Source organism: Marinobacter suaedae, from assembly GCF_030519635.1.
Lineage (GTDB): Bacteria > Pseudomonadota > Gammaproteobacteria > Pseudomonadales > Oleiphilaceae > Marinobacter > Marinobacter suaedae.
Map to the genome: position 1 here is coordinate 966,185 of NZ_JAUMIS010000001.1, position 25,244 is coordinate 991,428.

Annotated in this window: 29 protein-coding genes; 19 read left to right on the plus strand and 10 right to left on the minus strand. The window is 59.4% G+C overall.

Features of this window, described 5'->3' with window-relative positions; all coding sequences use genetic code 11:
* Window positions 1-11: 11 nt before the first annotated feature.
* Window positions 12-776 (minus strand): lysophospholipid acyltransferase family protein, encoded by a 765-nt coding sequence (locus QVZ43_RS04440; RefSeq protein WP_302909023.1) that lies wholly within the window; start codon window positions 774-776, stop codon window positions 12-14.
* A gap of 207 nt (window positions 777-983) precedes the next feature.
* On the opposite strand from QVZ43_RS04440, the gene sorT reads away from it, so the two are divergent.
* Window positions 984-2,210 (plus strand): SorT family sulfite dehydrogenase catalytic subunit, encoded by a 1,227-nt coding sequence (gene sorT / locus QVZ43_RS04445; RefSeq protein WP_302909024.1) that lies wholly within the window; start codon window positions 984-986, stop codon window positions 2,208-2,210.
* A gap of 60 nt (window positions 2,211-2,270) precedes the next feature.
* Window positions 2,271-2,588 carry a SorU family sulfite dehydrogenase c-type cytochrome subunit gene (gene sorU / locus QVZ43_RS04450; RefSeq protein ID WP_223794611.1) on the plus strand — a complete coding sequence of 106 codons (318 nt, stop codon included), beginning with the start codon at window positions 2,271-2,273 and terminating at the stop codon, window positions 2,586-2,588.
* A 38-nt stretch (window positions 2,589-2,626) separates the two neighbouring features.
* Here the strand turns inward: sorU and msrB are convergent, their stop codons facing one another.
* Window positions 2,627-3,052 carry a peptide-methionine (R)-S-oxide reductase MsrB gene (gene msrB, locus QVZ43_RS04455; RefSeq protein WP_223794612.1) on the minus strand — a complete coding sequence of 142 codons (426 nt, stop codon included), beginning with the start codon at window positions 3,050-3,052 and terminating at the stop codon, window positions 2,627-2,629.
* A 28-nt stretch (window positions 3,053-3,080) separates the two neighbouring features.
* Window positions 3,081-3,725 (minus strand): peptide-methionine (S)-S-oxide reductase MsrA, encoded by a 645-nt coding sequence (msrA, locus tag QVZ43_RS04460; protein WP_302909025.1) that lies wholly within the window; start codon window positions 3,723-3,725, stop codon window positions 3,081-3,083.
* A gap of 218 nt (window positions 3,726-3,943) precedes the next feature.
* On the opposite strand from msrA, the gene QVZ43_RS04465 reads away from it, so the two are divergent.
* Window positions 3,944-4,918 (plus strand): metallophosphoesterase, encoded by a 975-nt coding sequence (locus tag QVZ43_RS04465; RefSeq protein ID WP_302909026.1) that lies wholly within the window; start codon window positions 3,944-3,946, stop codon window positions 4,916-4,918.
* Between the two features lie 19 nt (window positions 4,919-4,937).
* Here QVZ43_RS04465 and QVZ43_RS04470 read toward each other — a convergent pair whose 3' ends face one another.
* From QVZ43_RS04470 to QVZ43_RS04480, 3 genes are read right to left on the minus strand one after another with little or no spacing between them, the layout of a single operon-like run.
* Complete coding sequence (locus QVZ43_RS04470) at window positions 4,938-5,450, minus strand: CDP-archaeol synthase (protein WP_302909027.1); 513 nt, start codon at window positions 5,448-5,450, stop codon at window positions 4,938-4,940.
* A gap of 7 nt (window positions 5,451-5,457) precedes the next feature.
* Window positions 5,458-6,837 (minus strand): class II fumarate hydratase, encoded by a 1,380-nt coding sequence (locus QVZ43_RS04475; protein ID WP_223794616.1) that lies wholly within the window; start codon window positions 6,835-6,837, stop codon window positions 5,458-5,460.
* Between the two features lie 60 nt (window positions 6,838-6,897).
* Window positions 6,898-7,179, minus strand: coding sequence for a hypothetical protein (locus QVZ43_RS04480; RefSeq protein ID WP_223794617.1), 282 nt, complete (start codon window positions 7,177-7,179; stop codon window positions 6,898-6,900).
* Window positions 7,180-7,413: 234 nt separating this feature from the next.
* On the opposite strand from QVZ43_RS04480, the gene QVZ43_RS04485 reads away from it, so the two are divergent.
* The 5 genes from QVZ43_RS04485 (at window position 7,414) to QVZ43_RS04505 (ending at window position 13,189) form a co-directional block, all read left to right on the plus strand.
* Window positions 7,414-8,451, plus strand: a complete 1,038-nt coding sequence (locus QVZ43_RS04485; RefSeq protein WP_223794618.1) for an AraC family transcriptional regulator — start codon at window positions 7,414-7,416, stop codon at window positions 8,449-8,451.
* A 158-nt stretch (window positions 8,452-8,609) separates the two neighbouring features.
* Window positions 8,610-9,125: a 2,4'-dihydroxyacetophenone dioxygenase family protein gene (locus QVZ43_RS04490; protein ID WP_302909028.1), complete on the plus strand. Its 516-nt coding sequence runs from the start codon at window positions 8,610-8,612 to the stop codon at window positions 9,123-9,125.
* Between the two features lie 179 nt (window positions 9,126-9,304).
* Complete coding sequence (locus QVZ43_RS04495) at window positions 9,305-10,930, plus strand: AMP-binding protein (RefSeq protein ID WP_302909029.1); 1,626 nt, start codon at window positions 9,305-9,307, stop codon at window positions 10,928-10,930.
* 78 nt (window positions 10,931-11,008) lie between these two features.
* Window positions 11,009-12,031, plus strand: a complete 1,023-nt coding sequence (locus tag QVZ43_RS04500; RefSeq protein ID WP_302909030.1) for an NAD-dependent epimerase/dehydratase family protein — start codon at window positions 11,009-11,011, stop codon at window positions 12,029-12,031.
* 75 nt (window positions 12,032-12,106) lie between these two features.
* Complete coding sequence (locus QVZ43_RS04505) at window positions 12,107-13,189, plus strand: zinc-binding dehydrogenase (protein ID WP_302909031.1); 1,083 nt, start codon at window positions 12,107-12,109, stop codon at window positions 13,187-13,189.
* Between the two features lie 40 nt (window positions 13,190-13,229).
* Here QVZ43_RS04505 and QVZ43_RS04510 read toward each other — a convergent pair whose 3' ends face one another.
* Window positions 13,230-14,099: a bile acid:sodium symporter family protein gene (locus tag QVZ43_RS04510; protein WP_302909032.1), complete on the minus strand. Its 870-nt coding sequence runs from the start codon at window positions 14,097-14,099 to the stop codon at window positions 13,230-13,232.
* A gap of 168 nt (window positions 14,100-14,267) precedes the next feature.
* Complete coding sequence (locus tag QVZ43_RS04515) at window positions 14,268-15,695, minus strand: WS/DGAT domain-containing protein (protein WP_302909033.1); 1,428 nt, start codon at window positions 15,693-15,695, stop codon at window positions 14,268-14,270.
* Between the two features lie 330 nt (window positions 15,696-16,025).
* Between QVZ43_RS04515 and QVZ43_RS04520 the strand changes: the two genes are divergently transcribed.
* On the plus strand, window positions 16,026-16,949 hold the full coding sequence (locus tag QVZ43_RS04520; protein WP_302909034.1) for an alpha/beta hydrolase: 924 nt from the start codon (window positions 16,026-16,028) through the stop codon (window positions 16,947-16,949).
* 69 nt (window positions 16,950-17,018) lie between these two features.
* On the plus strand, window positions 17,019-17,768 hold the full coding sequence (locus QVZ43_RS04525; RefSeq protein ID WP_223794626.1) for a DUF8198 family protein: 750 nt from the start codon (window positions 17,019-17,021) through the stop codon (window positions 17,766-17,768).
* Window positions 17,769-17,789: 21 nt separating this feature from the next.
* Here the strand turns inward: QVZ43_RS04525 and QVZ43_RS04530 are convergent, their stop codons facing one another.
* Window positions 17,790-18,068, minus strand: a complete 279-nt coding sequence (locus tag QVZ43_RS04530; protein ID WP_223794627.1) for a polyhydroxyalkanoic acid system family protein — start codon at window positions 18,066-18,068, stop codon at window positions 17,790-17,792.
* A gap of 115 nt (window positions 18,069-18,183) precedes the next feature.
* Here QVZ43_RS04530 and ubiE point away from each other — a divergent pair, with 115 nt between their 5' ends.
* From ubiE to QVZ43_RS04575, 9 genes are all read left to right on the plus strand, one after another.
* The gene (ubiE, locus tag QVZ43_RS04535) at window positions 18,184-18,975 is read left to right on the plus strand and encodes a bifunctional demethylmenaquinone methyltransferase/2-methoxy-6-polyprenyl-1,4-benzoquinol methylase UbiE (protein ID WP_302909035.1); all 792 of its coding nucleotides are present in this window, start codon (window positions 18,184-18,186) and stop codon (window positions 18,973-18,975) included.
* The gene (locus tag QVZ43_RS04540) at window positions 18,975-19,616 is read left to right on the plus strand and encodes a ubiquinone biosynthesis accessory factor UbiJ (protein WP_223794629.1); all 642 of its coding nucleotides are present in this window, start codon (window positions 18,975-18,977) and stop codon (window positions 19,614-19,616) included. The genes ubiE and QVZ43_RS04540 overlap by 1 nt, the downstream gene beginning before the upstream one ends.
* Entirely contained in the window at window positions 19,613-21,256 is a 1,644-nt protein-coding gene (ubiB, locus tag QVZ43_RS04545; protein ID WP_302909036.1) for a ubiquinone biosynthesis regulatory protein kinase UbiB, read from the plus strand. The genes QVZ43_RS04540 and ubiB overlap by 4 nt, the downstream gene beginning before the upstream one ends.
* Window positions 21,257-21,280: 24 nt before the next feature.
* Window positions 21,281-21,697 (plus strand): phosphoribosyl-AMP cyclohydrolase, encoded by a 417-nt coding sequence (gene hisI, locus QVZ43_RS04550; protein WP_302909037.1) that lies wholly within the window; start codon window positions 21,281-21,283, stop codon window positions 21,695-21,697.
* Window positions 21,698-21,709: 12 nt separating this feature from the next.
* Window positions 21,710-22,042 (plus strand): phosphoribosyl-ATP diphosphatase, encoded by a 333-nt coding sequence (locus tag QVZ43_RS04555; protein WP_302909038.1) that lies wholly within the window; start codon window positions 21,710-21,712, stop codon window positions 22,040-22,042.
* 78 nt (window positions 22,043-22,120) lie between these two features.
* Window positions 22,121-22,354, plus strand: coding sequence for a Sec-independent protein translocase subunit TatA (gene tatA / locus QVZ43_RS04560; RefSeq protein WP_223794633.1), 234 nt, complete (start codon window positions 22,121-22,123; stop codon window positions 22,352-22,354).
* Window positions 22,355-22,365: 11 nt separating this feature from the next.
* Entirely contained in the window at window positions 22,366-22,833 is a 468-nt protein-coding gene (tatB, locus tag QVZ43_RS04565; RefSeq protein ID WP_223794634.1) for a Sec-independent protein translocase protein TatB, read from the plus strand.
* Window positions 22,830-23,612: a twin-arginine translocase subunit TatC gene (tatC, locus tag QVZ43_RS04570; RefSeq protein WP_223794635.1), complete on the plus strand. Its 783-nt coding sequence runs from the start codon at window positions 22,830-22,832 to the stop codon at window positions 23,610-23,612. Before tatB ends, tatC begins: the two co-directional genes overlap by 4 nt.
* On the plus strand, window positions 23,609-24,328 hold the full coding sequence (locus QVZ43_RS04575; protein WP_223794636.1) for a 16S rRNA (uracil(1498)-N(3))-methyltransferase: 720 nt from the start codon (window positions 23,609-23,611) through the stop codon (window positions 24,326-24,328). Before tatC ends, QVZ43_RS04575 begins: the two co-directional genes overlap by 4 nt.
* A 1-nt stretch (window position 24,329) precedes the next feature.
* Here QVZ43_RS04575 and QVZ43_RS04580 read toward each other — a convergent pair whose 3' ends face one another.
* Window positions 24,330-25,244 (minus strand): DUF808 domain-containing protein, encoded by a 915-nt coding sequence (locus QVZ43_RS04580; RefSeq protein WP_302909039.1) that lies wholly within the window; start codon window positions 25,242-25,244, stop codon window positions 24,330-24,332.

A 25,244-nucleotide genomic window follows, 5' to 3' on the forward strand; every position in this document is an offset into this window, starting at 1 on the left:
GGAGCCCACGGTCAGTGGGCTTCGCCATCCCCCAGAAGAGTCTCAATCCGGTGGCGCACCTCTGCCATTACCTCCGGAAGTTCCTCCTTGGTTTTGCCCGCGGTATCCAGCGGCTCCCCCACCTGAACCTCCACCGACTGCCCGATGTTGATCTGCATGGTTCTGGCCGGCAACACCCGGTGGATGCCACGAATGGCGACCGGCACAATAACCGCCTGAGTATCCAGGGCGAGATGGAAACAGCCCTTCTTGAACGGAAGTAGCTGCCCATCCGGAGAGCGGGTGCCCTCGGGCGCCGCCCACAAAACGATGCCGCTTTCCATCATCTCCCGCGCCTTGTCCAGATCCTTCAGGGCCCGGGCGCGGTTGGACCGGTCTACCGACGGGAACTCCCCTGCCCGCATCGCCTGCCCCAGCAGGGGAATGGCGTAAAGCTCTTTCTTTGCCAGCATCCGGATGGAGCCAGGCAAAGACACGAAGGCCACGGGAATGTCGTAATGACTGGCGTGTGTAGACATGATGATGTAGCGCCGGCCATCGTTGAAATCAGGCACCTCACCCCGCACCGCCAGATTGGCCCTCACCAGACGCAACAGGGCGGCCGACCATTCCCGGCAATACTTGTCCACAATGGGACGGTGAAGTTTGCCGACCAGCGCTCGCAACAGAACAAGTAACGAATACAAAGCCGTCAGGCCAACGGAGCCCAGCACTACGCCTGCCCGGCGCAACAGTGTCGCCGACTCCGTCAGCGGGTTGAGTTTCAATCGAATCATTACATCCGCACCATCGAGTACCGCGTCCGGAATTGGCTGCCCGGACAGTTGGCCGGATTATACCCACTCGCTCCTGACGGGGATAACCCGCCTACAAACTGGACATTTTTTCACCAACTTCTATAAAGGTAATAAGGATATTACCCACCACGATAGGTCGTGGTGCCATCCCACCGTCCAACAAAAAAAGGCCCAAGGAGACGGAACATGAACAGGGACATCATGCCCCGACAAGCCCCGGCAACACCCGGGCTGGAAAACCCCCGCCGCCGCCAGATCCTGCTTGGCAGTGCCAGCGCTATGGCAGCCGTAACCCTTCTGGGGTTCACACCGCTGGCCCGCGCTGAAGAGCCAAAATCACTGCCCGATTACGCGGCCTGGAAAGAACGCAATGCGCTGATCGTCCACAGCGCCAACACCATGGAAACCCAGCGGGACGCCATTGGTCAGGGAGTGATTACCCCGAGCGACCGACTGTTCATCCGCAACAACCTGCCCACCCCACCCGAGGCCATTGTCGCCGACCGGGATGCCTGGGAAATCCAGGTTGAAGGTGTGAAAAACCCGGGCTCCATCACCATTGGCGAACTGAAAAAACTCGGCGTGACAACCGTTGCCTCGGTGCTGCAATGCTCCGGCAATGGCCGGGCCTTCTTTCCCCACGGTGCCGGAGGGACCCAGTGGTCCGTCGGTGCCGCTGGCTGTATCGCCTGGACCGGCGTGCCACTGAAAGATGTGGTGGAAGCCATGGGTGGCCCGGCCGACGGGGCCGAATACATCACCAGCACCGGAGGTGAGGAACTGCCCGAAGGCCTGGATCCAATGCAGGCCACGGTCGAGCGGTCCGTTCCCATGCGCGCCATGGAACAGGCTCTGCTGGCCTGGGGCATGAACGACGAAGACCTGCCCCTGACCCACGGAGGCCCGCTACGCATGGTCATCCCCGGGTTCTACGGCGTGAACAACGTCAAATACGTGAAAAAGGTGGCCCTCACCGAGGCGCAGACAAACGTGAAGATTCAGGCCTCCAGTTACCGGGTGCGGGATGTGGGCGTCAAAGGCTCCCCTGACCAGCCCTCCATGTGGGAAATGAACGTGAAGTCCTGGGTCACCTCCCCGCTGGAAAGCGCCGGCAAGGGACGCACCATGATTTACGGTGTGGCGCTGGGTGGCACGGTGGACCTCGACAAGGTGGAGGTGTCACTGGACGGCGGCGAGAACTGGCAGCAGGCGAGATTCCTGGGGCCGGATCTTGGCCCGTTCGCGTGGCGGCCATTTGTACTGGCGGCGGACCTGTCACCCGGTGAGTACCGGATTGTCAGCAAGGCCACGGACGTCGAGGGCAACAGCCAGCCCGAAGGCCGCACCGATAATGAACGCGGCTATGGCCACAATGGCTGGAGTGACCACGGGGTTACCCTTGTCGTCAGTTAACCATACCGGGCCGGCGTCCTGCCGGTCCGCTCTTACCCAACCAATCAGGGATATCTCTTCATGATCAAACACGCAGTCGGGCTGCTTATTGGCGCCCTTGTGACCATGAATGGAGTTGCCGACGAGCAGCTTGAACAGGGAAAAAAGATCTTCACCCAGGAAGCCAAGCCTTCCTGCACCGTTTGCCACACGCTGTCGGATGCGGGGTCGGCGGGCACCATCGGCCCCAATCTGGATGACCTTGCGCCGTCTATGGAACAGGTGCAAAACGCAGTTCGCAGTGGCGTCGGAGTGATGCCCGCCTTCGGTGAGTCACTGTCGGCGGAACAAATCGAAGCCGTCGCCCGCTATGTGGCCACGGTCACCGGCGGCGAATAAAAAAACGGGGCCTGCGCCCCGTTCTTTCCTTCCGGCCTTCAGGCCTTTTCGTTGAACACCATGGCAATGGAATTCAGGCAGTAGCGTTTGCCGGTCGGGGGCGGGCCATCCGGGAACACGTGGCCCAGGTGACTGTCGCAACGCACACAGCGAATTTCCGTGCGCACGCGTCCCAGGCTGGTGTCTTCCAGGTACCGGATGTGTTCCGGGTCGTAGGGCTGAAAGAAACTCGGCCAGCCAGTACCGGAATCAAACTTGGAATCGGAGCTGAACAACGGCAAATCGCAAAGGCGGCAGTGGTAGGCCCCCTCTTTCTTGTTGTCCAGCAGCGTTCCACAGAACGGATGCTCGGTACCGTGATCCAGCAGAACTTCCCGCTCCTCGGGAGTCAGATCGGCGGCTTTCTTCTCAATCTCGTCCGCTGTCAGCGGCGTCAGGTCGAAACCTGCTGCAGACACGGCCATGGTTACCTCCTCAGGCTGTGTGTTCGTCTCATTGGTCATTATCAGACTGCACGTATTCCGGTTTCAGCCGATCAGGGTAGTTAGCCACCAGCTTCTCAACCTTCGGCGCTGCAGCGGCCATCACGTAGGGCTGGTAAGGATTACGGGCAGCAAAATTCTGGTGGTACTCCTCCGCCGGATAGAAGGCGTCCAGCGGTTCTAGGCGGGTAACGATAGGCTCCGGATAGACCCCGGCCGCATCGAGCTGCCGAATGTACGCCTCGGTAACCTGTTTCTGCTCATCGGTCTCGTAAAACACCGCAGAACGGTACTGGGTGCCCCGGTCGTTGCCCTGACGGTTGAGCTGGGTGGGGTCGTGTGCAACCGAGAAAAATACTTTCAGCAACTCGCCAAAACTGACTTTGGACGGATCGTAGTGAACGTCAACCACCTCCGCGTGGCCACTGGTACCAGAACCCACCGCCTGGTAATTCGCGGTCTCGGCGCTGCCTCCCGCATACCCGGATTCGACACGGGTCACACCATTGATAGCGAGATATACCGCTTCAACACACCAGAAACAGCCACCCGCCAGCACCAGCCTCGCTTCACTGCCTTGCTGCGAAAGATCCTGTTCCGGATCCGGGAAACGGCTGCGGGGCACCTTGAGGCCCGGAATATCGCATGATGTCACGTTGAAATCCTCAATGATCGGAATGTATTAAGCCGGGGGCATAAAACACCCGGGAATGTCGCTAGTACGCTGCGAGTCTGACTGCGGCTCACGATGACGGTGCAAACATGAACAAATGGAACCGCCGGTTGATTACCGCGGGATGGCAACCATAATGACATAAAGGGTTTGCTGCAACGCAGTCACGCAGTCCCGCACGGCATATCAAGGAAAGAAGTATGACGGCACGGGCTCCCACTCCCAAGAATCATGACGAACTCCTGAGTTATCGCCTGAGTTTGCGACTTGGCCCTGTTCACGCCCGCCAGCGGCTGGGCATCGAGCAGGAAGCGGAGTCACGCATCTTTGACCGGGAACGCTGGTCATTCCATCTGGAAAATATCACCAACGCACCGGGGTTTATACGTTTCTGCCTTAAGCTGGTCGGGCTGCACCAGCGCGGCCAGAATAACAGCCGACAACTGCAAACGGTGCATAACGGATTCTCCCTGCCAGCACTGCCAGAGGCGTTCGAGGGATATCGTATTCTCCACCTGACCGATCTGCACGTGGACATGGACGAAGCCAACCTCCAGGCGGTCATCGACAAAATTACCCCGCTGGAGTACGACCTGTGTGTGCTGACCGGCGACTACCGTCGGCAGACCTGGGGCCCGGTCGACGATGCCCTGGCCGGAATGGCCAAACTGCGGGATGCCATAAAGGGGGATGCCTATGCGGTACTTGGCAACCACGACAGCGTACGCATGCTGCCCGGTCTGGAGGACATGGGCTATACCCTGTTGATGAACGAAATGGTTCCCCTTGAACGCAGCGGCCACCAAATCTACCTGGCGGGCGTGGATGATGCCCACTATTACAAGGTGCATAACCTGCAGCAGGCCGGCGACAAGATCCCCCCGGAAGGCACCAGCATTCTGCTCAGCCATACCCCGGAAATCTGGCGCGAGGCCGCCCACGCGGGCCACGACATCTTCCTGTGCGGGCATACCCATGGTGGTCAGATCTGCCTGCCCGGTGGTATTCCCGTCACCCTGGATTCCGACATTCCACGCCGTCTTGGCCGGGGGCTCTGGCGGGTAAATGGCATGCTGGGGTATACCTCGCCGGGGGCCGGTACATCGGTGGTCAATGTACGGCTCAACTGCCCTCCGGAAATTACCCTTCACACCCTGACGCGAGGCCCCCGTTAGCCCGACGCAATCAAGCCGGTCAGTGGGGATGGCGCCGAATCCCCAGCTGGTAAAGCAGGGGTGAAAACAGGATGTTCGCCACGGTGAAGATGAGCACCAGAACCACCAGCCCCCACCAGGTGGCCAGCCCCCAGAATACCGCCAATATCATGGGCAACAGGGACTCCGGCACCTGATCCAGCCCAACCGCCCGGGCGCTTGAATCGAGCCCCATTCGCCGCTTGGTAAAGCTGCTCAGCAGATCCCCCAGCAGTCCAAGCGCGCCGAATAACAGGCCGAACATAAACCCCAGACCCACGGCCCACGAGAACAGGGCGCAACTGAGGGAGCCCGCGGCCAGGCCACGCCACGTCTTGCTCTTACCCAGAACCCGGCGGCCATCAGACCAGAGCCGGCCACCGTCCACCGGCGCCGCCCATTTACGCCTGAACAGGCGTGCGGCAACAACCGGTGCTCCGTTTGCCAGCACCAGCATCACAAACAATTCCAGCAGTATTTTCAACAGGGAAAGCTCTCCATCAGCCTGGTCCATCAGCGCCTCAGGTAACCTCCTGGTGGGTCAGCTTCAACGGGTCCATCAATTGTTCGAGCCGCTCCCGGCTCAGGCCGCTGCGTTCTTCGGCCACATCGATTACTGGCCGGCCAGAGGCGTAGGCTTCCTTGGCAATATCAGCCGCCAGACTGTAGCCGATTTCCGGGTTAAGCGCGGTCACCAGCACCGGATTCCGGCCAACGCCTTCGTTGAGATTTTTCGCATTGACGGTGAACCCGTGGATGGCCTTATCAGCCAGTAAGTTGGAGGCGTTACTGAGCAGAGCAATCATGTCCAGCAGGTTGGCCGCAACCAGAGGCAGCATGACATTGAGCTGGAAATTCCCGGACTGACCGGCAATGGCTACCGTACTGTCCAGCCCCATGACCTGGGCCGCCGCCATGGCGACCGATTCCGGGATCACCGGGTTCACTTTGCCCGGCATGATGCTGCTACCCGGTTGCAGCGCAGGCAGGCTGATTTCCGCCAGACCGTGGATCGGCCCGCTGTTCATCCAGCGGAGATCATTGGCGATCTTGGTCAGCACGATGGCCACGCCTCGCAACTGGCCCGACAGGGCCACGGGCGCGTCCACCGCACTCTGGCCAACAAACTTGTGCTCCAGCTCGCGGAAGGAATAACCGGTGTTGGCTTTCAGGAAACGGATGAACTGCCCGGCAAATTCGGGGCCGGCATTGACGCCCGTCCCCACCGCTGTCCCGCCCTGGGGCACCGCCAGCAACTCGTCCATTGCCGTTTCAAGCCGTGCCTTGCACGCCAAGATCTGTTCGCGCCAGGTGCGCAGCTCCTGCCCGAGCGTCACCGGCATGGCATCCATCAGGTGGGTGCGACCGGTTTTTACCTGCTCCGCTAACCGGGATTCCTGTCCGTAAATGGCCCCACATAAATGGGTCAGGGCCGGAATCAGACGCTCCTGTACCGCCGTGGCAGCGCTGATGTGGATGGCGGTCGGGATGACATCGTTCGAGCTCTGGCTCATGTTGACGTGATCGTTGGGATGGATGTTCATCCCCTGCTGTTGACGGATGATGGCCGCCACCACCTCGTTCACGTTCATATTGGTGCTGGTACCGGACCCCGTCTGGTACCGGTCCACCGGGAACTGGTCCGCGTACTCCCCCTCGATCAGCGTCTGGCAGGCGGACACAATGGCATCCCGCTGCTCGTTTTCCAGCAGCCCCAAACTGGCGTTGGCTTCGGCCGCCGCCCATTTGATGTGCGCCACGGCCGCGATGAAGCCTGCCGGCATGGCCAGGCCGCTGACCGGGAAGTTCTCGACGGCACGCTGGGTCTGCGCACCCCAGAGTGCGTCCACGGGCACCTGAACATCACCCAGGCTATCGGTTTCTATCCGAAATTGGCTCATGATTCCTGTACTCCTGACTGTCGGTCCCTGTTTGTCCCTCGAAAATCATGATCGTCAGCGTCAGTCGGTGTGTGAATTCAGTCGGACATGATCGCAAATGCCGGTTACGTTGCCGAACTCCAGGATCAGCGTGTGTACCGTGTTGGTGTAGGTGTCGTGCAGATGAAACTTGAAACGATGCTGTTTTTCCCCTTGAAGGTAGGCGTCGTATTCGCGCACAAGTTCCCGGACGTCGCCGCCCTCATTGCGGGTCCAGGTCGCGTTAAACGGCCCCAAGACAGCCCCACCGGCCAGACAGATGGTCACCTCGTGATTGGTCAGTCTGGTATCCTGGCCACTCATGGTCACTCTCCCCTTTTGCTTTTGTCGTGTCACGGGTTAAGTGTAGCCGCTGCCGGCCGGCATGCACTTGCCAACCATACGGAAGATCTCGTTTTTTCCGAACATAAAGCCTCCTCCCGCCGCGTATTGAATCCGATCATGCAATGTAGACAATGAATAAACGAAGACGTGCAGTCACGAACGGTTGCCGTTAACCTGCACACTGCCATCCTCTAGCCCTACCGATGGTTGTTTATGAGCGAGGAAGTCATGACCGATGCACCGCTGATACGAGTCCGTGCCATGACGGCCGTGCCGGACGTTATCCGCGAGCTGGGCGCCGACCCGGAACCTTTCCTTGCCGGTTTTCATCTGCGCGAAGAGATGATCGACGACCCCAAACAAATGATGCCCTACCTCAACCTGATCCAGATGATGGAGCAGGCGGCCGAGGAGTTTGGCTGCCCGGACTTTGGTCTGAGGGTCGGTCTCAAACAGGGCATGACCGTACTTGGCCCCATCGCCGTGATTGCCCAGAACTCGTCCACAGTCGAAGAAGCCCTGAACCATGTTATCCAGTACATCGGTTACCACAGTCCGGCCGTCCTCCTGCGCTTACAGCCCCAGGAAGAGACCAAGGCGCGTAGTCTGCAGTTCGATATTGCGCTGACCGAGGGGCAGCAACGGGCACAGACCGTCGAGATGAGCCTGGTGCTGGCGATCCAGGTGCTCAGGGTCCTGATCGGGAGGGATTTCGTCCCTCGCCACGTGCGCTTTCGCCATAAACTCATCAGCCCCACGGCCCGCTACCGGACCATTTTCGCCGGTCCCGTCAGCTTCGGGGAACCGGTCAATGCCATTGCCATCGCCAATATCGATCTCACCCGCCCCATCCGGCAGAGCGACCCAGCACTGCTCAACGCCATGGAGGAGTTTGTCCGGCAGAAGCTGGCCCAGCAACGATCCACGCTCCGTGAGAACGTCCGATCCCTGGTCATTTCGCTTCTGCCTCTGGAACGGCGCTGCACCATTACCCTGATTGCTCGCCACCTGGCGGTCAGCGAACGCACGCTGCAACGCCGGCTCAAGAAGGAAGACATCGTATTCGAAGAACTGGTGGACGATGTTCGCAGGGAGCTGGCCGAAGACTACTTGCGGGAACGGAGTATGAGCATGAACCAGGTTGCAGGCCTGCTGGGTTACGGTCAGCAGAGCTCGTTCAATCGTGCCTGCTCGCGATGGTTTGGGCAGTCACCGAAGGTGATTCGTGCGCAGTTGCTGGCGTCTCACTGAGTACTGACTCGCCCCGCCCAGAACCCTGCCTTTATTTTACCCTTGGTACAATTTACGAGAAAAATGTCGTGAAAAGCTAAAACCAAGCGTGTCGCCATGAGCCAACATGGAAACTGAACGTTAATAACAAAACGACAACCACCAACAGGAGCGAACCTATGCTTCCCGTGACTGTTCAGGACAATGATACTCTTCTGACAATCAACTCCAACGACGCCCCCGTCTACAAAGATATCCTGGTGCCAGGGCTGGATGTTCAGCCGCTGTATCTGGATCCGACCAAGGGCATCTGGGCACTGCGCGTGTTCTTCCACCCGGGCGTAAAACTGCCGACCCATTACCACACCGGTTCCGTGCATTTCTGGACCCTGTCCGGCCGTTGGAACTATGTGGAACACCCGGACCAGCCGCAGACTGCAGGCAGCTACCTGTTTGAACCGGGCGGCAGCATCCATACCTTCAGCGTGCCGGAGGACAACACCGAAGTCACCGAAACCGTGATGATTGTCGAAGGCGCCAACGTGAACTTCGATGACAACGGCGAGTACCATAGCATCCTCGATGCCAGCTCAATCATGCTGCTGATTGAAGAGTGCATCAAAGAGCGCGGTCTGGACCCCTCCAGCTACATCACTACCGCCAGCGCCAACCATGCGGACAAGATGTCCCGCTGAGGAAGCCTGCCAGCAGGGGGCACTATCTGCCCCCTCATCCTATCTTTATCCTATTGCCAGCAGCCCCGCAAACTGGTTGCATGGCATCGCTGAAGGGCGCTCTGATGCTGCGGCCTAACACCCACGTAGCAATGAGGGCGGAAACGAGAACTGGTTGCTGAATTGGAGAAACGAGCACAATGCAACAACAACCCTGGCTCCAGCACTACCCAGATAATGTCCCCCATACCATCAACCCTGACGAATTCAGTTCCGTGCAGGCGCTGTTCAAACAGGCGGTGGAAAAATTCCCCGATCACATTGCACTTGAGTGCTTTGGCCTCACGCTGACCTACCAGCAGCTGGATGCAGTTTCAGACACGCTTGCCACAGCGATGCAGAAAGAGCTCGGCATCGCCAAGGGCGACCGTGTTGCGGTGATGCTGCCCAACCTGTTCGCCTACCCGATTTCGTTACTGGCGATCCTCAAAACCGGTGCTATCCAGGTCAACGTGAATCCCCTTTACACGCCAAGGGAACTGGAACACCAGCTCAACGACTCCGGCGCAGAACATATCATCATATACACCGGGTCTACTCCGGCCCTGGCCGATATCCGCGACAAGACTTCGATTCGCAACGTAATCACCGTTGGCCCCGGGGATGGTTCCGGTCACGACATCCCTGCGCCGCCCGTGGCGGAGAATCTGGGTGAGCACGTCGCGCTGACCGAGTTACTGGCTCGCCACGATGGCGAAAAGCCCGATATCGTTGAGCTCCACGGCGAGGACGTACTTTTCCTGCAGTACACCGGCGGGACGACCGGCCCCTCCAAGGGCGCCACCCTGACCCACCGCAACCTGGTGGCCAACACGTTGCAGTTCAAAGCCTTCGTTCCGGATGCCAACGAACCCGGCAAGGAGTGCGTGGTGCTATCGCTGCCGATGTACCACATCTTCGGACTGATGATTTACGTGGCGTACGCTGCCATCGGGGCCAAGGCCATTCTGATTCCGAATCCGCGCGACATGGATGCCTACATTGGTGCCATCAAGAATGCAGGTTTCACGGTGATTGGCGGCGTGAATACCCTGTTTGCCGGCATGACCATGCATCCGGAATTCAAGAACGTCGATTTTTCCCGCTACAAGGTGGCCTTCGGCGGTGGTTCCAAGATTTTCCCGAGCACCTCCGAGCGCTGGCACGCGGTGACCGGCTCCCACATTATCGAAGGCTTTGGTCTGTCCGAGACGGCTCCGATCCTGACCCTGAACCTGATGAGCAACAACGAGTTCACCGGAACTGTGGGCTACCCGGTACCCTCCACCGACGTGAAGATCCTCGGCCCGGACGACCAACCGCTCCCTCCGGGCGAGCCCGGTGAGATTTGCGCCAAGGGCCCACAGGTCATGAAGGGGTATTGGAACCGGGAACAGGCAACCGCTGAGGTCTTCACACCGGACGGATACTTCCGCACCGGCGACGTTGCAGTGATGCACGAGGACGGCAAATTCGAGATCGTCGACCGCAAGAAAGACATGCTCATCGTGTCGGGCTTCAACGTCTACCCGAACGAAGTGGAAGGCGTGGTGTGCGAGATGGACAGCGTTGCTGAAGCCGCCGTGGTTGGCGCTCCTGATGAAAAAACCGGAGAACGGGTCAAGCTCTTCGTCTCACCGTCCGGTAAGGGCGAGCTGGACGAAGACGCCATTATCGAGCACTGCCGGGCCAACCTGGCGGCCTACAAGGTACCCAAGGAAGTCGTCGTGTTGGACGAAATCCCCAAGTCCAACGTTGGCAAGATCCTGCGCCGGAACCTGCGCTGATCCTCACACAAAAGTACGGGGCCCCAATGCTGTTCATTGGTGGCCCCAACATCTCTTAAAAAATAAGAATCCACTGCTATGACAGAAACATCTGTGCCGAAAGGCAAAGACGGACAAACCCCTGAACTACCAAAAAAAGTCTTCATCACCGGCGCCAACGGTTTTATCGGCCGCAAACTTTATGACCGCTACAAAGGGCTGGGTTGCGAGGTTGCCGGCATGGACCTGCATTCGGACGAATCCCGAAATGTGGTGCCCGGTGACCTGACCGAACCCGACACCTGGCAGGATCACGCTCAGGGCTGCGATCTGTTCATCAATACCGCCGCCATGGTTTCTTTGGCAGCGGACTGGGACGACTACACTCGGGTATCCCTGGCCGGTGTTCGCAATGCCCTGGATGTCGCCATCCGCGGCGGCGCCAAGCGCTTCGTTCATTTCTCGTCGATTGCCGCCATGGGTTACGACTACCCACCCGGAGCCGATGAAACCGCGCCTGTGGTTATTGGCGAACAGTACCGCTACGGCGTAGCAAAGGGAGCCTCCGAACACGCGGTGCTGGCGGCTCATGCCGCCGGAGAAATCGACTGCACCATCATCCGCCCCGGAGATGTCTACGGCCCAGGCTCGCGCCCATGGCTGCTGGAGCCTCTTAAAATGGCCAAGGCCGGGCAACTGATCCTGCCTGATCAGGGCAAAGGCATTCACACCCCGGTCTATATCGATGATCTGGTGGATGGCACGGTACTGGCGGCTGGCTTGCCAAACGGCAGCGGGCGTATATTCATCCTGTGGGGCGACGAGCCCATCACCTGCCGGGAGTTCTTCTCCAACCACTGGGCCTGGGCCGGTCGCAAAGGCGCACCACCCAGCCTTCCGCTGGCAGCGGCTTTGAAACTGACGTCCAGCATCTGGTGGCTGAATAAGAAGATCCGGCGCAAAGATGAAGTGACGCCGGATACCATGCTGATGTTCTCCCGCAAGGGAGGCTACACCATGACAAACGCCCGCAAGCATTTAGGGTTCGAGCCCAAGGTGAAACTGCAAGAAGGTCTCAAGCGATCGGAAGCATGGCTTAGAGAAATCGGTGAACTACAGTAAATCAACAAATCAACTGGCACGCACGATTACGCGGTAGCCGTGCGGCCAAACCGGAAATCAGACAGGAGACCGACCATGCGCGGAGCCGTCGTAGAAAACAGTAAACTGAAAGTTGCGGACGTACCGGAGCCCACCCCGAAAGAAAACGAACTGCTGGTCAAGTCCATGGTGTGCGGCATCTGCGGCACTGACCTGCACTGCGTCCACCACGCCAACGACATGGCCGAAGCCACACGCCAGATCATTGGCCAGCCACTGGTGGACATCAGCCAGCCCATATCCCTGGGCCACGAATTTGTCGGTGAAGTCCTTGAGAGCAATGCCCCAGGAACCTCGTTCAAGCCCGGCGACCGGGTAGTGTCTTTACCATTCCTGATGCGCGAAGAGGGCATGGCGTTTATTGGCTCCGGCACGCCCAATCTGCCCGGCGGTTTTTCAGAGCGCCTGCTACTGGACAGCCGGCTGACCATGAAAGTGCCGAACGGCCTGGACCCGGACATTGCCTCCCTGACCGAGCCCATGGCGGTCGCCCTGCACGCAGTGAATCGAGGCGAACCCACCCAGAACCACGTTCCCCTGGTCATCGGCTGCGGCCCTATTGGCCTGGCGGTGATTGCCGTACTGAAGATGAAGAACATCGGCCCGATTGTGGCGTCGGACTTCTCTGCAGCGCGCCGCGAACTTGCCAAGCAAGTGGGTGCCGATGTGGTAGTCAACCCGGCTGAACAATCACCCTATGAGAGCTGGCAGGAAGCGGCCAAAGCCAGTTCCGCCGACCAGGCGGGACCATTCTCGCCGCTGTTCGGCGGCGCGGACCTGCGGCCATCACTGATTTTCGAATGCGTTGGCATTCCCGGTCTGATCCAGAACGTCTGTGCCGGTGCGCCCTACGGTGCAAGAGTGGTGGTTGTGGGATTGTGCATGGAGCCAGACAACATGGTGCCGGCCTTCCCGATCCTGAAAGAGCTGGATCTGCGCTTTGCCAGTTTCTATACACCGGAGGAGTTTGGTGCGACCCTGCACCACCTCGCCGAGGGCGAACTGGAAGCCAGCAGCCTGATCTCAGATACCGTAGGGCTGGATGACATTGAATCGGCCTTTGAGCGGCTCGGAAAGCCTGAAAAGGACATCAAGATCCTGGTCAAACCTTCGGAATAACCCTGCCTGCCGGCTCCCACCCCCGGGAGCCGGCCTACTCCTACTGGTGCGCAGGCACCAGCTTCCGGCCCAGACCGATCAATACTGCCCCGAAACCGTACATCATGATGCTGTAGATCACAGCGGGCACCGACATGTCGCTGGATTCCAGCAGGGTCAGGGTCACCATCAGCGCGATCGTACCGTTCTTGATACCCAGCTCGATGGCCACCGCCAGGGACTCCCGCTGGGACAAACCGGCGAGGCGGCTCAGTCCAAGCCCCACGATCAGGCCCGCCAGATTGAGCAGGAAAGCGGCAGGACCGGCCTGGGAGATCAGGGTCGGCAGTCGATCCCTGGCACCCCAGAGAATCACCACGATCAACGCCAGCAACACCACACCCCCAAAGATACTGACAATGCTCTCGGCTTTCTGGGCCGCCTGCGGTGCCCGGGTGCGTATAATCATTCCGAGGGCCACTGGCAGCAGGACGATCACCACCAGCATGGCAATGGTCTTACCCGCTGGGAGGGTAATGTCGGCGCCCTCTCCCATGTAGGTCTGCAACGCAAAGTTGGTGAACAGCGGCAGGGTCAGGATGGTAATCAGGCTGGCCGAGACCGTCAGCAGTATCGACAGAGCGATATTGGCCCGGGCCAGCAGTGCAAACAGGTTGGAGGTAGTCCCGCCCGGGCAGGCGGCAATAATCACCAGCCCCACTGCCAGGGCCGGGGCCAGACCCAACATCTGGGCAATGGCAAAAGCCGCCAGCGGCATCACCAGGATCTGGGCGGCAGTGCCCACCAGAATGCTTTTCGGGTTGCGGGTCACCTGGCCAAAATCCCGCAGGGTCAGAGTCAGTCCAATACCGACCATGATGATGAACAGGGAAACGGGCAAGCCAATCGAGATAAGTGGACTGGATTCCACGGGGATACTCCGGACATTGTTGTTTTTGATGCAGGCATCCAGCGCCGATGGTTTTAATAAATTTTTCGGGGCGGGGCGAGGAAAGGCCGTGCTGCGTTGCCGGTCAGTCTAATGCAAAGACCGCCAACAAAATGTAAACATTTTTACAGTCTTTAGTGAAGCGCGAGACTAGCGGTTGCGTTGAGAGGCAACGAATGTGGAATACTGGTCAAGCTCTCGCAGGCAGTCTTCAAGGAAATCATCCGGGTCACTCAGCACTGCCTCATCCGCCACGACGCCAAATTGCACCTGCCCGGCGTAACTGATGATACTCACCCCCAAGCCGATGCTGCCGGCCTGTGGCACCCAGAACATCTGTTCCCTGATCCGACAGCCGGCGATATAACGGGGTTCCGGCGTACCAGGCACATTGGATACCACCGCGCTGGCTTTGCGGTAGAACACCTCGGCAACAGGGTCGCGCCAGGGCTCCGGAATCACCGAGGCGCTGGCGGCCAGCCCCCAAGCAATGCCCGGTTGCCAGCTTTTCTTCAGGCGCCGGGTTTCATGCTTGATCCGGAACAGCCGCTCCAGGGCGCTTTCACCATCCACCGGCAGCGGCACGAACACGGTGCCAAAATAATTCCCCAGCATGCCGGGTTCCGGCTGCAACTCCTCCGGCAAACGGTCGCGAATATCCACCGGCACGGCTGCGTGCAGGGTGGCATCATCCAGCTCTTCCTCTGTCAGCCCCAGCCGGGAACGCACGGCAGCGGCCACGCAACTGAGCAACACATCGTTAATGGTGACATTGGTGGCCCTGGCCACCGACCGGAAGTGATCCAGTGGCAAGGGCTCGGACCATCGGCAATGGCGACGGCCAAGCAGGTCGCGCCGCAGATCCGACGGGGTATCCTCCGGCTCTGCCAGGAACTCGCTGACTTCATGCACCAGCTTGAGCCCCTGCTGGGCGGTTCTTTCCAGCAGACGTGCGGCCTGCTGGTACTGACTTGTCTGCCCCGCTACCCCGGCCCCGACCTGTTCGCTCGACACCGCTGTTTTCTCCCCGGCCACCAGCCGATCCAACCAGGCTTTGGCGGCATCGGCCCAACGCCCCAGCTCCGGCATTTCCGGCGCGCCATAAATGGCCGGGTGCTGAAGTGGCGAGGGAGGACACAGGCTGTTGAAGAGACCAAGCAAGGAGATCCCATCGGCGTAACAGTGATGCATGCGCAGTAGCAGAACCGCGCCGCCCTCGGCCCTGGGGGCCAGCCAGAATTTCCAGAGGGGACGATACAGGGTCAGCGGCTGATTGAGTCGGGCGGAAACCCAGTCTTGCAGTTGATCCGGGGTAAAACGATCGATCACCACATCCAGATGGTGCTTCAGGTCAAATACCGGGTCAGCTTCCCAGTGCCAGACCGATGAGCGTTTGACCGGCCGATAACGGAAGCGCTCCCACGCCATCCAGTACACTCTCAGGAACTCGCGTAGCCTGGGGGCAGTCAAACCATCAACCCGCATCATGACGGTGATGGTCATCGGATTTTCAGGTCGTTCCAGGGCCAACCAGGCCGAATCGGCAGGCTGCATCAAATGCGAATGCTTGTGGCTCAAACCTGGAATTCCCCGGACAAGTGAAAGATAGCGAGTGCGTTACGGACACTGCATTGTGCCAGACGCCAGACATAGTACAACGGCTCCATAAGCTGCTGATGCACAAGCTTACAGAACGCTACACGTTAATAACCGTTAAATTCTTTACGGAAAACAGGCTACAGTGAGAAGGTAATCACTGCCGAAAAGAGTCATCGATTGGCTGGGGTGCAGCGTAAGTAAGGTTCCCAGCGTCAATAACAGTGTGACCGGTTCGGAGTACAACAGGGCCACCAGCAGGTTCCAACACCAATAACAGACCGACTCGCAGGCTGGACAGGAGCACTGATTATGAAAGCGAGCCATGTTCGCAAACTGATCAAGCCGATCGACAGCGCCTACTCGGAAATGTTTTCCGGCAAAGTTTTCCGCGTTGGCAAAGGGGCTGTGTCCGTCCGCAATCACAGCGGCCGGGCGGAACAGACAGTCATTGGCGTACATGGCTTCCTTGAAAACCACTGCTACTTCACCCAAGCCTACGAAGGTCCCACCACCGAACTGATCCTGCTGACCTGCAGCAATTACCATATACCGGTCAATGGCGTAACGCCGGAAAAACCGGACTGGTCGGTGCCCATCAAGCGACTGGAAGGCACCATCGAATACGATGCCGCCATTCTCAACCAGGCCCTGGCCAACCTACCCTCCACCCGGAACATTCGCATCCACGGCCATTCCCGTGGCGGCGCAGTGATACTGGAAGCGATCAAACAGTGGCCGGAACTCTACGATGAGGTCGAGGTGGTGCTGGAAGCTCCGGTACTGCCGGAAGGCAAGCTGCACGCGCTGGTCACCACCCTGCTCGAACCCGTCAGTCATGGCATGTGGCCCTGGGTGGTTCGTTTGATCAACAGCGCACCCTCATCGGCTTATGGCCAGACCTTCTTCGGCAAGATGAACCCGCGCAAGAAACAGCTGCTCAGCAGCCTGTTCTCGGCCACCAAGGACCACCTGACCATCGTCCGCAACATTGAAAACATCATGGACTGGATGGCACGCACAGACACCAGTGTCTACAGCCATGTACGTCATGGCACCTTCCTGATCCCCGCCGTAGACCGCATCCTGGACCGCAATGCCATGCTGGCCAGCGCCCGCAAGAGTCCCACCACCATGAGGATTGTGGAAACCGAAGCACCCAGTCACTTCATCACGCTGGACAGCAAGGACTGGATACCCGGCTTCGACACCCTGCCGGCCGCCAGCCAGGCATAAGGTGCCTCCGGCGCCCTGCTTCGTTACACTGGCGTCGTTTAAAGGAAGGAAGTAACGGAGCAGAAGCACATGTATCGTCAGCGCCTTGTCGACACCGAGGTTTCATCGGATGGCGCCCGCCGTCTTCAGCGGCTGCTGATCGATTATCACGACTTCCGCCAGCACAAGAAGCAACACCCGTTGCTGGACGACACCTACCGCGTCACCGACTGGCAGGCCCAGCGCCTGAAAGCCACTCATCAGGACCTCTACGAACACCCGGGCTACCACATCGGCCTGGAATTTCTGCTGACCGACCTCTACGCCCCCACCTCCATGACTCAGCGGGATGACAACATCGACCGGGTGTTTCCCAAGATGGTGAAATGGCTACCGGAACGCCAGCTCGATACCCTCGCCGGTCTAGTGGAACTCAACCTTGTCACCCAGCAACTGGACCTGGAATTGACTGAGTACCTGACAGCCCACGACATGCTGGCAACTGACCTATCCGCAGAAGCGTATTGCGAGGCCTACCGCCTGAGCCGGCAACCGGAACTGAGGGAGCGCCAGATTGACCTGGTTGAAGACGTTGGCCTGCAGCTGGAACGCTATGTGCGCAATCGCACCCTCGGCTGGCTGCTCTCAATCGGCAAGACGCCTGCCGAGATGGCCGGTCTGGAGGACCTTCACAGTTTCCTGCATCGGGGATACAGCGCCTTTCGGCAGATGGACAACGTCGAAATCCTGATACGGCGACTGGTGAGGCGGGAAACCCGGGTGATGGAGAATATCCTGCAGGGTCACCCGGACCCGTTCACGCTACCGGGCGACCTGTGAGAGCAGAAGCCTGGTAAAGAATCAGACCTGAATAATCTGATCGAGCTGGGAGTTAATCTCCTGTTCGATCTTGTGCTTGAACGGTCGCAACAGCATGCCGAGTTCCAGGTGCACGTGCAGGTCCGACGGGCTGATGTTCAGGTGCCCTTTCACACCACTGCGCTTGAACTCCATCACATCGCCGTCCCACCGGTAATTGACGTCAAACTGCTGGGACAAATCCTGCGCCAGGGTTTCCGCCACTTCTCGGGCGTGTTCCCGATCCAGGGCGTGCGGACGATGAACGTCGATAACGGACATAGGTCGAATTTCTCTCGCAAAATAGGGGGAATGTAAGTGTAAGGCCGGTTTAAGCTTGTAGCCACCCCCTCAGCCGTTAGAATACGGGGTTTGGAAATCTGACAGGATAGTTTTCATGAGTGAGCAGCAACCGCAAGGCAATCAGGCCCAGACCTCCGAGGAACCGAACGACCTCACCCACTTTGGCTACAGCAATGTGCCCAAGAACCAGAAAGCGGGCCGCGTTGCCGAGGTCTTCCACAGCGTTGCCGGCAAGTACGATCTCATGAATGACCTGATGTCCATGGGCATCCACCGGCTGTGGAAGCGCTTTACCATCGAACTGTCCGGAGTTCGCCCGGGCCACCAGGTACTGGACATTGCCGGAGGCACCGGCGACCTGACCATGAAGTTCTCCGATCTGGTGGGCTCCACCGGCAAGGTGGTGCTGGCAGACATCAACGCCTCCATGCTGCAGGTCGGGCGCAGCCGCCTTACCGATCGGGGTTACGCCGGCAACATCGAGTATGTTCAGGCCGACGCAGAGCACCTGCCATTCCCGGACAACACCTTCAACGCCGTGTCGATCGCCTTTGGCCTGCGTAACGTCACCGACAAGGACCAGGCCCTGCGGGACATGGCCCGGGTGCTCAAGCCTGGCGGCAAGCTGATGATCCTGGAGTTTTCCAAGCCCAGTAATCCGCTGTTGAGCAAGGTGTACGACGCCTACTCGTTCAATGCCCTGCCGCTGATGGGCCAGATGATTGCCGGCGACAGCGAAAGCTACAAGTACCTGGCGGAGTCCATCCGCATGCACCCGGACCAGGACACCCTGAAAGGCATGATGGAAACCGCCGGCCTGGTGAACTGCAAGTATTACAACATGACCGGCGGCATCGTTGCCCTGCACGTGGGAATCAAGCCCTGATGTTTCCCGGCCCTACTCTGCTCAGTGCCATAACGGCCATCATTGAGGGCGGACTGAACCACACCCTGGAGCTGGACCCGGCTGGCCGACAGGGGCTGCTGGATGCCCTAACAGCGCCGGTGAACATTCATGTCACCGCCCCCGTGCCCCTGACTTATTCCCTGTCTCGTGTTGGGGAACGCGTGAGTGTGAGCAGCCAGCCGGCAGAGCAGCCGGCCCTGAGCATCAGCGGCAAGCCCATTGCGTTCGCCGCTTTGGCCATTGGTGACGACAAGGTGTTCGGCGATGGCCGGCTTGGCGTCGATGGCGACATGGGGCTGGCCCATCAGATTCAGCGCGCCATCCACCAGCTAAATCCGGACTGGGAAGCGGCCATGGCCCGGTATCTGGGCGATGTACCGGCTCACTTTCTGGGCACACGCATTCGCAGTGCCGTCAGCTGGAGCCAAAACGCCGTCAGCGCACTGAACGCCAATATTGAAGAATACCTGCACGAGGAAAGCCGCAGCCTGCCCGGACGACGTGAACTGGAAGCCACCTTCGGGGACATCGACCAGTTGCACCTGCGCACCGAACGCCTGGAAGCAAGACTGAACCACCTCGAGAACCGAGCCGACACCGACGAACCGGAGAACCCGTGACCCGCCTGCAACGCCTGTTCCGAATTGCCTGGGTATTCTGCCGCTACCGGCTGGATACGTTTTTGCCCCTGGCGGAACTTCCTGCACCGCTCAAGATTGTGTTTCTTCTGGCGCCCTGGCACCTGTTCCCCAAGCCCAAACTGAGCCGTGGCGACCGTCTTCGTCTGGCGCTGGAAGAGCTCGGGCCGGTGTTCGTCAAGTTCGGACAGATTCTCTCCACCCGGCGCGATCTTTTGCCGGACGACATGGCCGAGTCCCTGAAACACTTGCAAGACCGGGTTCCGCCGTTCTCCAGTGACGTCGCCCGGGAGATTATCGAATCCTCCCTCGGTGCGCCGGTGTCGGAGCTGTTTCTTGAGTTCACGGCGGACCCGCTCGCCTCGGCTTCGGTCGCCCAGGTGCACGGTGCCACCCTGCCCTCCGGCCAGCGGGTCGTGGTGAAGGTTCTGCGCCCCGGTATCGAAAAGGTGATCCGCCAGGATCTGGCGCTCATGTACCTGATGGCAGGGCTGCTGGAAAAATACTGGTCCGAAGGCAAACGGCTGCATCCGGTCGATGTGGTCGCCGATTACGACAGCACTATCCACGACGAACTGGATCTGCAGCGCGAGGCCGCCAACGCCAGCCAGTTACGGCGCAATTTCGAGAATTCGTCACTGATCTATATCCCGGCCATCGACTGGGATTACACCCGCAAATCTGTGCTGGTCATGGAGCGCATCCACGGCATTCCCATTGCCGATGTGCCTGCCCTGAAGGCGGCGGGTGTCGACATGAAAGTACTGGCGGAAAAAGGCGTAGAAATCTTCTTTACCCAGGTCTTCCGGGACAGTTTCTTCCACGCCGACATGCATCCGGGCAATATTTTCGTGGACACCACCAATCCGGCAGATCCCAAGTACATCGCCATCGATTTCGGCATCGTGGGCACCCTGGCACCGGACGACCAGAGCTACCTTGCCCGCAACCTGCTGGCCTTCTTCCGTCGGGATTACCGTCAGGTGGCGCAACTGCACATTCAATCCGGCTGGGTACCGCCGGATACCCGGGTAAACGAGTTTGAAGCCGCCATCCGCACCGTGTGCGAACCCATCTTTGAACGGCCGCTGAAGGACATCTCCTTCGGACATTTCCTGTTGCGCCTGTTCCAGACCGCCCGCCGGTTCAACATGGAAGTGCAGCCCCAGCTGGTACTGCTGCAGAAAACCCTGCTGAACGTGGAAGGCCTGGGTCGCCAGCTGTATCCGGACCTGGACCTGTGGAGTACCGCACAGCCTTTCCTGGAAGACTGGATGCGTAAACGCATTGGTCCATCCGGCCTGTTCAAATCCCTGCAGAGCCACCTGCCGTCCTGGCTGGAGCAATCGCCGGAAATGCCGCAACTGGTGCACGACGCGCTGCTTCAGCTGCGCCAGGCGGGGCCCACCGAGCAACAGAATCAGGCTACACTGGAGCTACTCCGGGAACAGCAAAAGCGCACCGATCGCCGATGGCGACGGGGGTTGACAGCCTCCGCGCTGGTTGCCGCCGCGGTCCTGGTTTCCCTGCCCGAAGCCCGCATCTGGGTAGAACAGGCACCGCCCTGGAGCTGGGGCCTGCTGGCGGCAGCAGGATTGGTCATTCTGCGTGGCAGCCGCTAACTCATTGGCTCAGGATTCATGGAAATGAAAGATTCACCCGATAACGTCAACACCACTGACTGGCTGGACGCGATCCGCTGGAACGACGACGGACTGGTCCCGGCCATTGCCCAGGACGCCGAAACCGGTGACATCCTGATGATGGCCTGGATGAACCGCGAATCCCTGCGCCTGACCGCAGAGGAAGGCCAGGCGATCTACTGGTCCCGTTCCCGGGCCAGGCTCTGGCGCAAAGGCGAGAGTTCCGGCCACCAGCAGCTGGTAAAAGACATCCGGCTGGACTGCGACGAAGACGTCATCCTGCTGAAAGTGGAACAGAAAGGCGGCATCGCCTGTCACACTGGTCGTAAGAGCTGTTTTTATCGCACCCTTGAAGGCGACCAGTGGATCAGCGTGGAGCCGGTGATCAAGGATCCCGATGCCATTTACGGTAAATTATAAGGAGCACAGACGTTGAGTGACGTACTGGAACGACTGGCTGAGGTGCTGGAGCAACGCAAGGCTGCCAACCCGGACACTTCCTATGTAGCCAGCCTGCACGCCAAGGGTCTGAACAAGATCCTTGAGAAGGTGGGCGAAGAGTGTACAGAAACCCTGCTGGCCGCCAAGGACGCCGAGCAGTCCGGCGACACCTCGGAGCTGGTTTATGAAACTGCAGACCTGTGGTTCCACAGCCTGGTCATGCTGTCCAACCTCGGCCTCGGGCCACAGGATATTCTCGAAGAACTGGCCCGACGCTTTGACCTGTCGGGACTGGAAGAAAAGGCCGCGCGGAAAAGTCAGTAATTACATGCGTGTTATCAGCCCATCTATCTGATAACGTGCCATAATAAAAAGCAGAAACCAAAAAGCGAGGGTCCCGTGATGGGTATCAGTATCTGGCAACTCCTTATCGTACTTGGCATCGTTATCCTGCTGTTCGGAACCAAGAAACTGCGCAACATCGGAAGCGATCTCGGTGGCGCCATTCGTGGATTCAAGAAGTCCATGAATGACGAAGAGAGCAAACCTTCCGAGAAGGACGCCATCGAAGAGAGCGCCCAGCCGCAGCAGCAGGCCAAAGCGGAAGAAAAGCCACGGGACCAGTCCCACAGCTGAGACCACGCTGAATGTTCGATATTGGCTTTCTCGAGCTGATCATTTGCGCGGTCATTGCCCTGCTCATTCTGGGTCCCGAGCGCCTGCCCACTGCGGCACGAGCCGCCGGACGATGGGTCGGTGCTGCGCGCCGCATGGTCGGCCAGTTCACATCGGAACTGGACCGGCAGCTGAAGGCGGATGAACTGCGCGAAGAACTTCGCAAGGCGGGCGATGTGGGTCTTGGCGATGTGCAGAAAACGGTGCGCGATGCCCTGAATGAGGCCAAACAATACGAACACATGATCCTGCCGGACAGTGAGATCGAAGCCCCCAGCTCAGCACCGGCAACCCGCCGGACCAGTGGCGAAACACCGGAAAACCCGCTAGCACCACCCGCGAGCCAAGGGACGCCATCCCCGGACACCAGCAAACCTTCAGAGCCGGCCAAAGAACCTTCTGCGGGCCGGAAGTCAGGATCGTCGGATAAGCATTCATGACAGCCAAGCCAGAGGGCAAGCACCCCCCTGAACAATCGGAAATGCCACTCGTTGAGCACCTGCTGGAGTTGCGCGGCCGCCTCCTGAAAATGACGCTCGCCGTGGTGATTTGTTTTGCAGCGATCTACCCGTTTGCCAACCCCCTCTACCTGTGGATCTCCGACCCTCTGAGGGAATTGCTGCCGGTCGGCCAGACCATGATTGCCACGGATGTCACCTCGCCCTTCTTCGCACCGCTGAAACTGGCACTGGTTCTGTCGGTATTCGTCGCCATTCCGTTCATCCTCTATCAGATCTGGAGTTTCGTGGCACCCGGTCTCTATGCCCACGAAAAGCGGCTGGCCTTCCCGTTGCTGTTTACCTCGGTCATCCTGTTCTACGCCGGAGCCGCGTTTGCCTACTACGTGGTGTTCCCTCTGGTGTTCGGATTCTTCACGGCGATCGGGCCCGACGGAATTGTGGAGCTACCCGATATCAGCAGTTATCTCAATTTCGTCCTGAAAATGTTCTTTGCCTTCGGGGTGGCGTTTGAAATACCGGTGGCCACCGTGCTGTTGATTCTCACGGGCGCCACCACGCCGGAAAGCCTCGCGGCCAAGCGTCCCTACGTGGTTGTCGGCTGCTTCATCATCGGCATGCTGCTGACCCCGCCCGACATCATTTCCCAGACGCTGCTGGCCGTGCCCATGTGGATACTGTTCGAGTTCGGTATTCTCTTTGGGCGGCTCGCCAAACGCGAGGTCAACGAACCGCAGCCGGATGAGTCCAGCGGTCAATGAACCTGGCATTACTGTTTGACGAGGATTTCACGGCGTCTGATCGGGTGAAACTGACCGGTCGTCGCCTTGCTCACCTGCACTCGGTGATCAAGGTCAAAGCCGGTGACCAGATAGCGGTTGGAAGGGTAGACGGCGCCATGGGCACCGGTGAAGTGATCCGCCTGTCGGACACCGAAGCCGAACTGACCGTCACCCTGGACCAATCGCCGCCCCCACCCTTGCCGCTGACCCTGGTTCTCGCCATGCCCCGGCCCAAGATGTTTCGACGGGTGTTGCAAACCTGCGCCAGCCTGGGTGTGAAAGACCTCTGGCTGATCAACAGCTACAAGGTGGAAAAGAGCTTCTGGCAAACCCCCTGGCTGTCCGAACAGAGCCTTCTGGACAACCTCACATTAGGGCTGGAACAGGCCAAGGACACGGTCATGCCGCGGGTGCATATCCGCAAGCTCTTCAAACCCTTTGTGGAGGATGAATTACCCGCCCTGCTGGCTGGCAAACGAGCCCTCGTGGCCCACCCGGGCACCGAAGTACCCTGCCCGACACACCTGCCGGAGGCCGCTGTCCTCTGCGTGGGGCCCGAAGGGGGCTTCACCCCCTACGAAGTCGGAAAACTGGAAGAAGCCGGCTGCCAGGCTGTTCATCTGGGCCGGCGAATTCTGCGCGTTGAAACCGCAGTACCGGTGCTGGTCAGCCGACTGTTCGACGCCTGTCTCTAGTTCAGGCCGAGCGCGCTGCCCAGAGTTTCTGCAGCGGGGTAATCACGGCCACCAGAATCGCCCCGGCAATCAGACCAAACAGCCCATCCCCCAAGGTCGGAAGAATGGCGCCCAGTAGGCCACCAAACCCTTCGGCGAAGTGGTGAATGGCGTCATACACCGGCGGCAAACCGTGGGTCAGAATGCCACCGCCTACCAGGAACATGGCGATGGTGCCGAGGATGGAGAGGGTTTTCATCATGTAGGGTGCCAGCCAGAGGATGCCTCGACCTATTGCCTGGGTGAATGCGCCCTCTTTCTGACTCAAATAAAGACCACCATCATCCAGCTTCACGATGCCAGCCACCAAGCCGTAAACGCCAACGGTAATCATGATGGCCACCACCGTCAGCACCGCGAACTGCATGCCGATCGTCTGATCGGTGACAGTACCCAGGGTAATGGCAATGATCTCGGCGGACAGGATGAAATCCGTCCGGATGGCGCCTTTGACTTTGTCCTGCTCCAGAGCCCTCATGTCGACTTCGGGATTTTTCAGCGCCTCGTGAAGATCCTTCTTGTGGGCCGCATCCTCTTCCCGATGAAGAAACTTGTGCGCAATTTTCTCGAAGCCCTCGAAGCACAGGAAAGCGCCACCAAGCATCAACAGAGGCGTCACCAACCAGGGCACGAAGAAACTGATCGCCAGTGCTGCCGGCACCAGGATCGCCTTGTTCTTCATGGAGCCCTTGGCCACCGCCCATACCACCGGCAGCTCACGGGCCGGTTTCACCCCCGCGACCTGCTGGGCGTTAAGGGCCAGGTCGTCGCCCAGCACCCCGGCGGTTTTCTTGGTAGCTGTTTTGGTCATCAGGGCGACATCGTCAAGCACCGTGGCGATGTCATCAATCAGTACGAGCAGACTGCTTGCAGCCAT

Excerpts from the sequence above, each read along its gene's own strand:
- ubiE (WP_302909035.1), top strand. The coding sequence starts at position 18,184 with ATGAGTGAGCAGCAACCGCAAGGCAATCAGGCCCAGACCTCCGAGGAA.
- QVZ43_RS04540 (WP_223794629.1), top strand. The coding sequence starts at position 18,975 with ATGTTTCCCGGCCCTACTCTGCTCAGTGCCATAACGGCCATCATTGAG.
- QVZ43_RS04480 (WP_223794617.1), bottom strand. The coding sequence starts at position 7,179 with ATGAGTGGCCAGGATACCAGACTGACCAATCACGAGGTGACCATCTGT.
- QVZ43_RS04520 (WP_302909034.1), top strand. The coding sequence starts at position 16,026 with ATGAAAGCGAGCCATGTTCGCAAACTGATCAAGCCGATCGACAGCGCC.
- QVZ43_RS04470 (WP_302909027.1), bottom strand. The coding sequence starts at position 5,450 with ATGGACCAGGCTGATGGAGAGCTTTCCCTGTTGAAAATACTGCTGGAA.
- QVZ43_RS04580 (WP_302909039.1), bottom strand. The coding sequence starts at position 25,244 with ATGGCTGCAAGCAGTCTGCTCGTACTGATTGATGACATCGCCACGGTG.
- sorU (WP_223794611.1), top strand. The coding sequence starts at position 2,271 with ATGATCAAACACGCAGTCGGGCTGCTTATTGGCGCCCTTGTGACCATG.
- QVZ43_RS04575 (WP_223794636.1), top strand. The coding sequence starts at position 23,609 with ATGAACCTGGCATTACTGTTTGACGAGGATTTCACGGCGTCTGATCGG.
- tatC (WP_223794635.1), top strand. The coding sequence starts at position 22,830 with ATGACAGCCAAGCCAGAGGGCAAGCACCCCCCTGAACAATCGGAAATG.
- QVZ43_RS04465 (WP_302909026.1), top strand. The coding sequence starts at position 3,944 with ATGACGGCACGGGCTCCCACTCCCAAGAATCATGACGAACTCCTGAGT.
- QVZ43_RS04475 (WP_223794616.1), bottom strand. The coding sequence starts at position 6,837 with ATGAGCCAATTTCGGATAGAAACCGATAGCCTGGGTGATGTTCAGGTG.
- QVZ43_RS04495 (WP_302909029.1), top strand. The coding sequence starts at position 9,305 with ATGCAACAACAACCCTGGCTCCAGCACTACCCAGATAATGTCCCCCAT.
- hisI (WP_302909037.1), top strand. The coding sequence starts at position 21,281 with ATGAAAGATTCACCCGATAACGTCAACACCACTGACTGGCTGGACGCG.
- QVZ43_RS04505 (WP_302909031.1), top strand. The coding sequence starts at position 12,107 with ATGCGCGGAGCCGTCGTAGAAAACAGTAAACTGAAAGTTGCGGACGTA.
- tatB (WP_223794634.1), top strand. The coding sequence starts at position 22,366 with ATGTTCGATATTGGCTTTCTCGAGCTGATCATTTGCGCGGTCATTGCC.
- QVZ43_RS04440 (WP_302909023.1), bottom strand. The coding sequence starts at position 776 with ATGATTCGATTGAAACTCAACCCGCTGACGGAGTCGGCGACACTGTTG.
- msrB (WP_223794612.1), bottom strand. The coding sequence starts at position 3,052 with ATGGCCGTGTCTGCAGCAGGTTTCGACCTGACGCCGCTGACAGCGGAC.
- QVZ43_RS04490 (WP_302909028.1), top strand. The coding sequence starts at position 8,610 with ATGCTTCCCGTGACTGTTCAGGACAATGATACTCTTCTGACAATCAAC.
- QVZ43_RS04530 (WP_223794627.1), bottom strand. The coding sequence starts at position 18,068 with ATGTCCGTTATCGACGTTCATCGTCCGCACGCCCTGGATCGGGAACAC.
- QVZ43_RS04500 (WP_302909030.1), top strand. The coding sequence starts at position 11,009 with ATGACAGAAACATCTGTGCCGAAAGGCAAAGACGGACAAACCCCTGAA.
- QVZ43_RS04485 (WP_223794618.1), top strand. The coding sequence starts at position 7,414 with ATGAGCGAGGAAGTCATGACCGATGCACCGCTGATACGAGTCCGTGCC.
- sorT (WP_302909024.1), top strand. The coding sequence starts at position 984 with ATGAACAGGGACATCATGCCCCGACAAGCCCCGGCAACACCCGGGCTG.
- tatA (WP_223794633.1), top strand. The coding sequence starts at position 22,121 with ATGGGTATCAGTATCTGGCAACTCCTTATCGTACTTGGCATCGTTATC.
- QVZ43_RS04525 (WP_223794626.1), top strand. The coding sequence starts at position 17,019 with ATGTATCGTCAGCGCCTTGTCGACACCGAGGTTTCATCGGATGGCGCC.